Source organism: Pseudoalteromonas sp. TAE79 (assembly GCF_000498015.1).
Classification (GTDB): Bacteria; Pseudomonadota; Gammaproteobacteria; order Enterobacterales; family Alteromonadaceae; genus Pseudoalteromonas.
On record NZ_AUTL01000166.1, the window covers coordinates 1 to 11,089 of the forward strand.

Sequence of the window (11,089 nt, forward strand, 5' to 3'; positions counted from 1 at the left end):
TAGCCGTGACTCTTACAGGCCTGCCAGCAATGGCATTGTGAAAGAGACAAATACGTCGTGTATTGCAAGGCAAACCTTTAATAATAAACGCTTCTATAATATCGGGCTCTAAACTTAAAAAAGTATTTGTATCGTCGATGACAGAGCTTTTAAAAATACAGGCTTTAGAGGGTAATGGCATTGCTTGGTTACCAAACTATGTCATTACTAAAGAGCTAAAAGAGAAAAGTTTAGTTGTAGTTGGCCAAAAGCATCATTGCGTACCTATTACATATTATGCGTATCGGTACCATGCAGCGCTTCACCCTGGCGGCGAGAGCGTCTGGAATAAATTAAAAGAGCTAAATGTATAACGCAAAAATTTACTGTAAACCCCCATTACAGTAAATGGGCGTTATTAATTTAACGCGCTCACAGTAATATGAATCTGTATTTTAATTATATTCCTATTTTATTATGGATTTTTACTTCCATAATAATTGGGTGTTTTGTCCTTTTTTTTAATTTGCTTAGATAGTGACGAATTATCCATATCATGCAGTGCTGCGGCTTTGGCAAATGAGCCTTGTTGCACTACATCTACAAATAACGTTAATTGATTAGTTATCGACATATCACTCTCCTAAATCCCAGTAAGGTGTATCGCCATAATAGCCACTTGCAAAATCAACAAACGCACGTACTTTACTGGGTAAAAACTGCCTATTAGCGTATACCATGTAAAGCCCCATTGGCTCGGGTTCATAGTCTTTTAAAATGCGCACTACTTTACCTTGAGCCAGTGCTTCCCCTGCTATAAATGTAGGCTGCATAGCAATACCACCACCCGCAATGGCTGTATTTAGTAGCAAATCACCATTGTTAGCCACAAAGTTACTTTCAAGCTTTAGCTCGCTTTTTAACTCATTAACCCCAAATAATCGCTTTGTGGGTTCGCTGTGGGAATAGCGTAAATAATTATGTGACTGTAAATCTAAAAGCGTTTGTGGCGTGCCATGGCGTTCTAAATAGTCGGGTGACGCAAATACAGCTAAACGTATAGGGGCAATTTTTTTAGCTATGAGCGTTGAGTTTTTTAATACGCCAATACGTAGAGCAATATCAATACCCTGCTCTACTATATCTACATATTGGTCGGTGAGCCGTAAATCTAACTTTAAATTTGGATACTGCTTTTGAAAATCAACCAACAAACCTGCTAAATGCTTAGTACCAAACGACATAGGCGCACTAATACTAAGCAAACCCGATACATTTTCGCTTAAGTTATTGAGTGAGTTTTCCATGTCTTCAATATCAATAACCACCTGCTGACAACGCTGATAATACTGATTTCCAGCCTCTGTAACACTTACTTTTCGCGTTGTACGGTGTAATAAACGCGTGCGTAGATTATCTTCCAGCGCAGAAATATATTTGCTGACTAACTGCGGCGAAATATCGAGTTTATCGGCCGCTTTTGAAAATGATCCTTCTTGCACAACGGCTAAAAAGGTCTTCATGGTGGTGAGTTTATCCATCTTTAACAATACTTTGTTGATAATGTATAAATAAGTATCATATTTATCGTCAAATTAGAAACTTATATAGTGTTTATAACACGTCTATTTGTTTAAGGTTTTAGTATGACTCAGCCTGCTTTATTTATATCTCACGGTTCGCCAATGATGGCTGTACAGCAATCGGCTACGTCAGATTTTCTTGCATCAATAGGTCAAACGCTTAGTAAACCACGAGCTATTGTGGTGTTCTCTGCCCACTTTGATGAAGCGCACGATATAGTTATTACATCAGGAGATGCGCCGCATACTATTCACGACTTTTATAACTTCCCCAAGCCTCTGTATGAAATTCAATACCCAGCACCAGGAGACCCTAAGCTTGCTAATACTATTAGTGAGTACTTTTACAAAGCGGGTATTAAAACGGTGCAAAATGCAGATCAAGGATGGGATCATGGTGTGTGGATCCCGCTGCGCTTAATGTACCCAGCAGCTAATATTCCCATTGTTCAGGTGTCTATTAACACGCGTTTGGGCGCTCAGGCAATGTATAAGTACGGGCAGTTACTTGCACCACTGCGCAGCGATAACGTATTAATTATTGCCTCAGGCGGTATTAGTCACAATCTACGTGAAATATTTAAAAGCCCTGCTACACCTAACCGTGTTCAAATGGTTAATGAGTTTACCCATTGGGTTGAGCAAAAGTTAATAACGCAAAACACCCAAGCGTTACTTAACTATTTAAATGAAGCACCCTATGCTTTATTTAATCACCCTACCCAGGAGCACTTTTTACCTCTTTTTGCAGCGCTTGGAAGTAGTGACGGTAAAGCCGAAAAAATACATGAGGATATAGAAATGGATATTTTAGCGCTTGATGCATACAAGTTTTATTAATTTTCATCAGTACGATGCAAGTACTTAGTGGTTTATTTAATCAAAGTGTAATGGGGGTTTACGAAGAGGTGTTGGGCTAATCCTTTTGGGGAGAATATCACCCGAACTCCTTTTGCAATTTAACGCTTTGCTAAGGGGCAATTAGCAGTTGGCTAAACTTGCGCGAAGCGCCAAGCCAACTGTTAATTGTCCCAGTGAGTTTACGAACGAACTTGAGCAACTTGTTATGTAACACTTATCCAGAACCTTTCATGATGTTCTTATTTAGCTGCTCAAACTCTTTCATTAACTTGTCACAATCTGCCTTTTTAGCTTGGCAGAGTGCTGACATTTGAATGTAAATTGCTTGGTTTTTCTCAAGGACTTTACGTTTTATCGCTGCTGGGTGAGCTGTGTGAGTCTCGGGAGTAAACGACCATAAAACCAAGTTAGACTCTTCTTTATCTTCGATAATAGTCCAGCCTCCTTGGAGGCTTAAATTTGTACCATCTTTATTTTTCAATGCTTGAAGAGCTAAGTCGACTGTTTTATATCCAATAGAACTATTTTCATTTGCAGATGATGGGAAGGCTAATAGTGCGCCCATGAATGCTATAGGTATAATTTTCACTAAACTCTCCGTGTTACATAACAGCTTTATCAGAGGACACTTTCCCTATTTTAGCGTGAAAACGTCCTTATTTTGTGAGCTTACATTAATAGCAAATAGTGTAAGTGATTGCCAGTTATAAAAATTATGCTTTCTGTAACTCATATAAACTTGTAAAAATGAGGAAAGTATCCTCTTATTCTAACTAAGCTAACGCCCCCTGAATGACGATAGAACGCTCATAACTGCCTATCAATTGCACTCTACAACCCGCTATTTAATCTTCATTGCTTATTTATTTTGTACTGTTTTTGGCTGGCTTAAAGCGCATTATAAGTATATGATATTGATAATTATTTGTATTAACGGGTTTTGAAAGATGAGTATGAAAAAGTCTATGTTAACTCTGGCGTTAGTTACGGGTTTGAGTGGTTGCAGCACAACAACTGTGCCGCCTGATAAAAGCTCAACGCTTTATTACACTGCGCTTTATAATGCACAAGCAAAGCCTGTTAGCTCTGTATTATTAGAACCCACGCTATTAAATGCCGATGTGGTTTTAGTAGGTGAATGGCATACGCACCCGGGTGTGCATTTATTTCAGGCTGAGTTATTTGAGCAATTAAGCAAAAGTAATAAACGCACTGCCCTTTCGCTTGAACAATTTAGCCGCGCCGATCAGCTTACTTTAAACCAGTATGTTAAAGGTGAAATTGGTGAGCAATACTTAATTGATAACACCCAAGCGTGGCCTAACTACAAAAGTGATTACCGTGCGTTGGTAGAGCTGGCAAAAACGAACAATAGCGATGTAATAGCTGCCAATGCGCCTAAAAATATTGTTACCTGTATTGGCAGGNGCAGCCACTATTGATACGTCCCCCAGTGATTATAAACAACGTTTTATGGCATCAATGCACCATGGTACGCCAAGTCAAAACGAAAACTATTATGCAGCGCAAGTTACGTGGGATGAAACCATGGGGGAGTCTATTGTTAACTATTTAAATGCACATAAAGATGCGCAGGTAATGCATATGGCGGGCGATTTTCATGTAAAAAATGGCGAAGGTATAGCGCGCGTTATTAAGCGTTTAGCGCCAGAGCTAAATGTTGTGTGGATATCGCCGGTTACAAGTGTGCAAGCTAACCAAACAGGGTATCAGTTGCAAGTTAACTCTTTGCCACCCCGTTATGTGCAAAAAGAACATCAGCAAGCCGCTTTTAAAGCGTTAGCCAAACGAGGCGAGCAAACAGCTTGCTTATAAAATAACGACATAGTTAGTGAATCTCTTAACCAGGGCTCAGGTTAACTATGTCGTCATGTATTTAGTTTAGTTATTTCGGGCTTGATTGGTTAGCGCAACCAGCGCTTTACGAACCTCTAACGGGCTGTTGCACTGGGTTTTAAAGTTAATAAAGTAATTACGCTTTTGGCTTTGTATATAAAAGCCAGTGGGTAATAGGCCGCTCATTATTGGGGTGTTATCAGCTACGCTGTAGTGCTGCATTAATATGAGCGACATAGCATCTTGATGGTCGTCGTTCATGTGACTTATCATGCTTTGCTGTTGGCTTTCGTCCCAGTTTTTTGCCTCGTATTGCCATTCGTTTTGCTCAAGCCAAAATATTTTGCCAAAGCCACCAATGTAACGCACACGAATTACGTCTAATTGCCATAATTGAAAGTCGTGCGCATTGCGATAGCTAGCGGCTTCGGGGTATAGGGCAATATAGTTATTAAGTAAAGTGTGTGCTTGCTCACTTGGCACAACAGAGCCATCGCCTACAAGCGTTACTCGCCCGTGCTCGTTTTGATCGCCACTGTCGGCGGCATCAAACACAGTTAGGCTCATACGAGAGTCGTGCTTTAGATTTTTAGTGTGCTGAGCTATATCGCTAATAAAAAAGTAAACACGGCCTTGTTCGTCGCACATATAGGGGGTTACTGAGCCAAACGGGTAGCCGCGTAAATTATTAGAAATAGTCGACATGACACCGGCATTGGTTTTGTAAACCAAGGTGCGTGCATCGTTTAATGTTTGCTCTCTCATAAAAACTCCTGACGTTGAGAAAAAACCATGGGTGCATCGTTATAAGGATGAGGATTTACGTGCAGTTTCATGGCGTACATTTGTTGTAAGTTTTGTTCAGTTAATACGGTGTTTATAGGCCCACTTTGCAGCACTTTTTTGTTGTGTAGTAAAATAGCGTCGGTTGCATAAAGGCTGGCCAAATTTAGATCGTGTATTGCAATAATGGCGCTGTTACCCTGCTCTACAAAGGTTTTAACGCAGCTGAGCAAAGCATGTTGGTGGCGCATATCAAGTGCTGATGTAGGCTCGTCGAGCAGCATTAGTTTTGGCTCGGCCGATTGTGTAAAGGCATCGAGTTGCGCTAAAGTACGCGCCATATGAACACGCTGTTGCTCTCCGCCTGAAAGCGCACTTACGCGGCGAGTTAAATACTGGTTTAAATCCATAATAGCGGCATATTTATGTACTTTTTCGCTTTGCATTTTTAATGACTCTACATACGGATAGCGACCCATTGCAATAAGCTCAAATACATTAAAATCAAACCCTATGTGGTTAGCTTGCATCATGACTGCGCGCTGTGTTGCAAGGCGTTTTTTAGCGTGAGAGGCCAGCGGTTTAGCATTAAAAAGTACACTGCCTGTAAAGGAGTGCATACCTGCTAAGGTATGCAGCAAGGTAGATTTACCTGCGCCATTTTCACCAAGTAGTGCGACAAGTTGCCCTTGTTTAGCGCTGCCATTAATAGCGTTTAAAACGCTGTGATTATCAAAGCCAACGCTTAGGTTGTTAAACGTGATCATGACCAACCTCGCTTATTTTTCACTATTAAATAAATAAACAATGGCGCACCCAATAACGCAGTAATAATGCCAATGGGTAGCTCTGATGGCATGATCACAATGCGTGCTAGCCAGTCAGAAAGTAGCAATACCACTACGCCAATTAGCATACAAAGCGGCAGCATATTACGTAAATGCGGCCCCACCATTAAGCGGGCAATATGCGGGACTACCAAGCCAACAAACCCTATTAAACCGGTAAGCGCTACAACCGCACCTACCCCTAATGCAACGAGTATAATGACATACAATTTAAGCTTATTGGTGTCTACTCCTAGGTACTGAGCTTGTGACTCGCCAATAAGGAGTAAGTTCATGGGATTTTTTAACCGCCACAGGCCAATTAGGCTGATAAACAGTAACGGCGCAGCTTGAATAATCGTGCTCCAGCTTGCTCCGCCTAATGAGCCCATGGTCCAATAATTTATTAATCGTAGCGCGCTATCGTCGGCAAAAAAACTCAGTAGCCCAATAACAGCGAATGCTAACGCGTTAATAGCGACTCCTACCAATATAAGTGTGGTGATATTAATTTGCCCCTGCTGCTTGGCAATAAAATATACCAGCGAGGTAACACCAAGTGCCCCTAAAAACGACGCATAAGGTAAATACAACTGAGCGTTAAAATTAAACTGCGCGCTAAGTGCAATAAACGCCACTGCAACCATTGCCGCACCTGCACTAATGCCAATAATAGATGGGTCTGCCAGCGGGTTACGGCAAAGCGCTTGCGTTGCCGCGCCTGTTTGGGCAAGCACCAACCCTACAAGCACTGCAAGCACAAAGCGTGGCAAACGTATTTGCATTACTACATTAATTTGCAGCGCATCAAACTGATTAAAGTACTCGGGTGCAAGCCAGGCAATAGCTAAACGCCAATCCCTTCCGGCAGGGCCGTATCCTATGCTAAGTAGCGCCAAAGCAAAAATACAAACAGAGGCTAATAGCATCCATTTATGAGTTTGGCTAAGTATTATGGGCACAAAGCGGCTCAATGTTAGGGTGTTCATAAGCGGGTTTTATACTCGTTAAGCTCATTAATTGCTGTGGCAATACGTGGCGACATACCAAGCGAAAGCAGGCTATCCATTACAAGTAAGTTACAGCTTTGCGCAGCTTTTAATAAGCGTAGGTTCGGTTGCTTACAAAAAGCCTGCTTGCCGCCAATGCTTTGTACAACATGCTTTGGCGCAACTAAAAAGTCAGGCTGATTTACAGCAAGTACTTCGGTATTAATTACTTTAAAGCCTGAATGTGTAGCGCCTATATTGGTAATGCCTGCATAGCTAAATAATAAATTAGGGACGGTTTCTTGCCCGGCGGCAACAAGCCCGCGCTCATTAGCTGAGAGTAAAAATAGCGCGCTGTGTGTTTGCGCTTTTGCTTTTTCAGGTAACGATTTTGTAATGTGTGTAATAAGTGTTTGTGCTTTTTGCTTGGCGTTTAAATCGGTACCAAGGCGTTTTATTAGCTCAAGTAGCTCGTTAACTGAGATGGGCTTTTTATAATGAATTAGTTTAACCCCAGTTGCCTCAATTTGCTTAAGTGCTTGGCTACGCCCTGCGCCTTCAAGCGCTAACAAGGTGGTTGGACGCATTGAAAGTACGCCTTCTGCCGCTAAATCGCGATAATAGCCCACTTGCGGTAATTGCGTGGCTTGGTGCGGGTACATGCTCGATTGATCAACAGCTACAAGGGTATTTTGTTTGCCTAGCGCATAAATTATTTCAGTAAGGGTGCCGCCAGCGCTAATAACGCGCTCTTGTGCAAGTGCAGATTGGGCCATTAAAGCAAACAATATAAATAGGTATTTCATTACACACTCCGGTTTTATTTTTTGGCTATTATAACTAGTTAAATCTAAAAGAAAATGATTATCATAATTAATTGATCTTATTTTGACTTAGTTGTAACATCTCTGCCATAAATAATAACTATTATCATTTGGAGTTAAAATGAATCCCTCTGCGTTTAGATTTACTGCTATAGCAACCTTACTACTTGGCTCGGGCACTGCCATTGCCGAAAACATAATTGACGATCATATTGTTGTAAGTGGCTCGCGCTTTGAGCAAAAGCTTAAAGATGTTACAGGCTCAGTTACTGTTATTACCGAGCAAGACATAGAGCGTCAGCTAGCTGTAGATTTACAAACCATGTTTAAATACGATTCAAGCATTGCAACCACAGGCAGTGGTGCAGGCGCGCAAACACTTACTGTACGTGGTGTTGGTGGTAACCGTGTTGTATTTATAAAAGATGGCCGACGCACCAACGATGGTTATGCAGGCGGAGGGGGCTATTTAGTTGGCCGCAATTACTTTGATGTAGCAGGCGTAAAACAAGTAGAAGTAGCCAAAGGTGCTGCATCGTCTTTATATGGCTCTGACGCACTCGGTGGCATTGTGGTTATAACCACTAAAGATCCAAGCGATTATTTAAAAAATAACAGCAGCTTTATAAAAATGGCGCTTGGGTATCAAGGTCAAAGTAATCAAGTAGCCGCCGATATTACTGCGGCAAAAGACTTAGGCGACTTTGCAGTAAGCGCCGTGTATAGCCACCGCGACAGCGAAGAAGTACAAAACTATGACGAAAATTTACCCGGTTATGATGCTAAGTCGGATGCTTTATTAGTTAAATTTGAGCAACAGCTTGATGAAAAACGCACACTTAAATACACCCTCGATTACTTTAATCAAACTATTGAGCAAGTAATAACCCCCGCTGTTCAAGAAACCGAAGAAGATGACACGAGTTGGTCACTGGCGCTCGATTACCATTCAGAAGTAGCAACCGCCGCGTTTGATAAATGGTACGGGCAAGTGTCTTATAGTAGTTACGAGCAACAAAGCGATCAAATTAGTGGCGCAAGCACCTACACCGATTATAACGACTATCGTTTTGAGCAAAATATTTTAGGTTTAAAAGCGGTATTTAATAAAGGGTTTAACGCAGAGAGTGCCGATCATGAAGTGGTATACGGGATTGATATAGACTTATACGACACCACCCGCCCACGTTTTAAAACCCGTATTTTAGCCGATGGCACTGTTGATTTTACAGATCAAAAACAAAAAGCATTTCCGGGGGCTGATACCTCTTTAATTGGCGCTTATGTACAAGATAGTATTTCGTTTAATAATAGCGCGTGGTCAGTTATTGCGGGTGTGCGATATGATTACTACACCCTAGAGGCTAAAAGTGATGAGCTATACGCCGATGCGCAGCTTGATGATATTACCGAATCTGCTTTTTCGCCTAAGCTAGGTGCTATATACCAAGTGGATGATAACTTGTCGTTGTACGGGCAATACGTACGAGGCTTTAAAATACCACCACACGACCAAGCCTATCAAAGCCACGCCGTTGAGCCGTTTTATCAAATATTACCAAACGCCGATTTAGACCCTGAAAGCAGTGATTCGTTTGAGCTTGGGCTAAGATACGCCAGCAGCGATATTAGTGTAAATTTAAGTGCTTTTTATGCAGCATACGATGACTTTATAGAAACCGCCGTAGTGGGTGTTGAGCCAACGTACATTCCTGGCGTAAACAAAACGCTGTATCAGTACCAAAATATTAGCGAAACACAAATAAGCGGTGTTGAAGCAGGAATTGCCATGTATGTAGCTGAAAATATACTACTAGAGGCAAACGTGGCTTACGTTGATGGTGAAAACAAAGAAACCAATCAGCCACTTACCAGCATTAGCCCGTTAAATGGCTCAATATTGTTAAGTACAGAACTGGGTAATATTAACTGGACCGCTGCGTTGCGTTTAGCTAAATCGCAATCGGATGTAGTACTTGATGCAAACGATGATAAAACTACGCAAGGGCATGGCTACGGCGTTGTTGATTTATACGCAAACTACGAATGGCAAGCGTGGCAGCTAAATGTAGGTGTACTTAACTTGCTCGATAAAGAATATGTACCTTTTGAGTTGATTGCAGGTCAATCGCAAAGTGCTGATTTTAGCCAATACACCCAACCTGGGCGTAACTTTTCAGCAAGGGTTAGCTATCAGTTTTAATTAGGGCTAAACAAATGGCAATAAACGCTGCATGGGTATGCAGCGTTTGCCTGCCACATATTTACTTAAGTCAAATTACTTAATGGTGAGTATATTCAGGTACACTTCTACATACTTAATGCCCATTAACACTTTATATAAACAGCACTTTTAAAGCCAAAATCGCCGTTATTTATAAATTAATTGTAACTATTCAGCCTCATCTGAAATGAATACATCAGGCAGCTGATTTTTGAATAATAACTCAAGGGCTAGGCTTGCAGATACATATTGTTTTCTGCAAGTCGATAAATAGCTTCTCAGCAAGCAGAACATTTCAGCTCCTTGCTTACTTCTAAAACACCCCGATATTTTTTGATGAACCTTGGTCATCCTAATATCATTCTCGCCTTGGTTGTTGGTAAATGGCACGCCAGTGCTCATCATGAAACGTAAAACATCATCTTGATAATCTCTTAGTCGTTCCAATAATGCTCGGGATTTGGTTCGCTTTAATCGGCCTCGCTGACCTTCCACTCGGCTACTTTTTTCTGGTGGTGGACATTTAGCGTCACCTTGAAGCAATATTTTTTGATATTGCTCACGATATTTCTGTTTAGCCCCTTTATCTAGGTCGGGATTATCTATTTGAGCTTTATTCATTTCTTTAAGTAAGGTTTGCATATCCTTCGCCCATTGCATGCCGTCTTGCTCCCAAGCCCTTTCTAATTCTCGGATGTGGTGAGCATTACATAATGCATGTTGGCATTGGGTATATTGATAATATGGCTTCCAATGGTCATGACATAGCACACCGGTAAAGTGCGGTAAAATACCGGCCTCATCCATCGCTATTTTTCCTCTTTTTTCATGAGGATAAAAATAAGTCCACCAAGTCGTTGATGCACCATGAAGCCATCGCCGTTTACCGCCGATATTAATGCCAGTCTCATCAACATGCAAAGTTTGATGCGGGCTTTGTAATGCCGCTTTGATGATACCTTCTGCGCCCGATGACTTTACTAGTGCCGCTGCTTGTTCATTAAAGTTAAATAAACTGCCGGCACTGATCGGAATACCTAGTTGGTCACTAAAGTATTCTTCAATGCGGTTATAAGGGAGTAATTGATATTGTGATAAGTAAACCGCATGGGCTTTCACACCAACACCATATTGAATAGGACCGTTAACACCTTGGGGGAAT

At 41.4% G+C, this 11,089-nt stretch carries 13 protein-coding genes; 5 read left to right on the forward strand and 8 right to left on the reverse strand.

From position 1 onward, the window contains the following. The first annotated feature begins 137 nt into the window (after positions 1 to 137). Positions 138 to 353 (forward strand): hypothetical protein, encoded by a 216-nt coding sequence (locus tag L655_RS0112320; protein WP_241764485.1) that lies wholly within the window; start codon positions 138 to 140, stop codon positions 351 to 353. Positions 354 to 454: 101 nt separating this feature from the next. Here L655_RS0112320 and L655_RS1000000126670 read toward each other — a convergent pair whose 3' ends face one another. Both L655_RS1000000126670 and L655_RS0112330 read right to left on the reverse strand, forming a co-directional pair. Continuing rightward, the gene (locus L655_RS1000000126670; RefSeq protein WP_231619959.1) at positions 455 to 613 is read right to left on the reverse strand and encodes a LysR family transcriptional regulator; all 159 of its coding nucleotides are present in this window, start codon (positions 611 to 613) and stop codon (positions 455 to 457) included. A gap of 1 nt (position 614) precedes the next feature. Beyond that, entirely contained in the window at positions 615 to 1,520 is a 906-nt protein-coding gene (locus tag L655_RS0112330) for a LysR family transcriptional regulator (protein WP_024605185.1), read from the reverse strand. A 105-nt stretch (positions 1,521 to 1,625) separates the two neighbouring features. Between L655_RS0112330 and L655_RS0112335 the strand changes: the two genes are divergently transcribed. After that, complete coding sequence (locus L655_RS0112335) at positions 1,626 to 2,402, forward strand: class III extradiol ring-cleavage dioxygenase (protein ID WP_024605186.1); 777 nt, start codon at positions 1,626 to 1,628, stop codon at positions 2,400 to 2,402. A gap of 235 nt (positions 2,403 to 2,637) precedes the next feature. Here L655_RS0112335 and L655_RS0112340 read toward each other — a convergent pair whose 3' ends face one another. After that, the gene (locus L655_RS0112340) at positions 2,638 to 3,012 is read right to left on the reverse strand and encodes a hypothetical protein (RefSeq protein WP_024605187.1); all 375 of its coding nucleotides are present in this window, start codon (positions 3,010 to 3,012) and stop codon (positions 2,638 to 2,640) included. A 364-nt stretch (positions 3,013 to 3,376) separates the two neighbouring features. On the opposite strand from L655_RS0112340, the gene L655_RS1000000128370 reads away from it, so the two are divergent. Together L655_RS1000000128370 and L655_RS1000000128375 are read left to right on the forward strand one after the other, a co-directional pair. Next, positions 3,377 to 3,865, forward strand: a complete 489-nt coding sequence (locus L655_RS1000000128370; protein WP_275452011.1) for a ChaN family lipoprotein — start codon at positions 3,377 to 3,379, stop codon at positions 3,863 to 3,865. Next, positions 3,843 to 4,259: a ChaN family lipoprotein gene (locus L655_RS1000000128375; protein ID WP_275452012.1), complete on the forward strand. Its 417-nt coding sequence runs from the start codon at positions 3,843 to 3,845 to the stop codon at positions 4,257 to 4,259. Before L655_RS1000000128370 ends, L655_RS1000000128375 begins: the two co-directional genes overlap by 23 nt. 66 nt (positions 4,260 to 4,325) lie before the next feature. On the opposite strand, the gene L655_RS0112350 is transcribed toward L655_RS1000000128375, so the two are convergent. Genes L655_RS0112350 through L655_RS0112365 form a run of 4 tightly spaced genes read right to left on the reverse strand, consistent with a single transcriptional unit; the run spans position 4,326 to position 7,685 of the window. Then, positions 4,326 to 5,045, reverse strand: a complete 720-nt coding sequence (locus tag L655_RS0112350; protein ID WP_024605188.1) for a DUF2470 domain-containing protein — start codon at positions 5,043 to 5,045, stop codon at positions 4,326 to 4,328. Continuing rightward, entirely contained in the window at positions 5,042 to 5,830 is a 789-nt protein-coding gene (locus tag L655_RS0112355) for a heme ABC transporter ATP-binding protein (RefSeq protein ID WP_029751839.1), read from the reverse strand. Before L655_RS0112355 ends, L655_RS0112350 begins: the two co-directional genes overlap by 4 nt. Continuing rightward, complete coding sequence (locus L655_RS0112360) at positions 5,827 to 6,879, reverse strand: iron ABC transporter permease (RefSeq protein ID WP_024605190.1); 1,053 nt, start codon at positions 6,877 to 6,879, stop codon at positions 5,827 to 5,829. Before L655_RS0112360 ends, L655_RS0112355 begins: the two co-directional genes overlap by 4 nt. Next, on the reverse strand, positions 6,876 to 7,685 hold the full coding sequence (locus L655_RS0112365) for an ABC transporter substrate-binding protein (RefSeq protein ID WP_024605191.1): 810 nt from the start codon (positions 7,683 to 7,685) through the stop codon (positions 6,876 to 6,878). The genes L655_RS0112360 and L655_RS0112365 overlap by 4 nt, the downstream gene beginning before the upstream one ends. Positions 7,686 to 7,824: 139 nt before the next feature. On the opposite strand from L655_RS0112365, the gene L655_RS0112370 reads away from it, so the two are divergent. Continuing rightward, on the forward strand, positions 7,825 to 9,906 hold the full coding sequence (locus L655_RS0112370) for a TonB-dependent hemoglobin/transferrin/lactoferrin family receptor (RefSeq protein ID WP_024605192.1): 2,082 nt from the start codon (positions 7,825 to 7,827) through the stop codon (positions 9,904 to 9,906). 189 nt (positions 9,907 to 10,095) lie between these two features. On the opposite strand, the gene L655_RS0112375 is transcribed toward L655_RS0112370, so the two are convergent. Continuing rightward, the coding region (locus L655_RS0112375; RefSeq protein ID WP_024605193.1) for an IS66 family transposase at positions 10,096 to 11,089 on the reverse strand (994 nt) is incomplete at its 5' end.

Excerpts from the sequence above, each read along its gene's own strand:
- L655_RS0112320 (WP_241764485.1), top strand. The coding sequence starts at position 138 with ATGACAGAGCTTTTAAAAATACAGGCTTTAGAGGGTAATGGCATTGCT.
- L655_RS1000000126670 (WP_231619959.1), bottom strand. The coding sequence starts at position 613 with ATGTCGATAACTAATCAATTAACGTTATTTGTAGATGTAGTGCAACAA.
- L655_RS0112330 (WP_024605185.1), bottom strand. The coding sequence starts at position 1,520 with ATGGATAAACTCACCACCATGAAGACCTTTTTAGCCGTTGTGCAAGAA.
- L655_RS0112335 (WP_024605186.1), top strand. The coding sequence starts at position 1,626 with ATGACTCAGCCTGCTTTATTTATATCTCACGGTTCGCCAATGATGGCT.
- L655_RS0112350 (WP_024605188.1), bottom strand. The coding sequence starts at position 5,045 with ATGAGAGAGCAAACATTAAACGATGCACGCACCTTGGTTTACAAAACC.
- L655_RS0112355 (WP_029751839.1), bottom strand. The coding sequence starts at position 5,830 with ATGATCACGTTTAACAACCTAAGCGTTGGCTTTGATAATCACAGCGTT.
- L655_RS0112360 (WP_024605190.1), bottom strand. The coding sequence starts at position 6,879 with ATGAACACCCTAACATTGAGCCGCTTTGTGCCCATAATACTTAGCCAA.
- L655_RS0112365 (WP_024605191.1), bottom strand. The coding sequence starts at position 7,685 with ATGAAATACCTATTTATATTGTTTGCTTTAATGGCCCAATCTGCACTT.
- L655_RS0112370 (WP_024605192.1), top strand. The coding sequence starts at position 7,825 with ATGAATCCCTCTGCGTTTAGATTTACTGCTATAGCAACCTTACTACTT.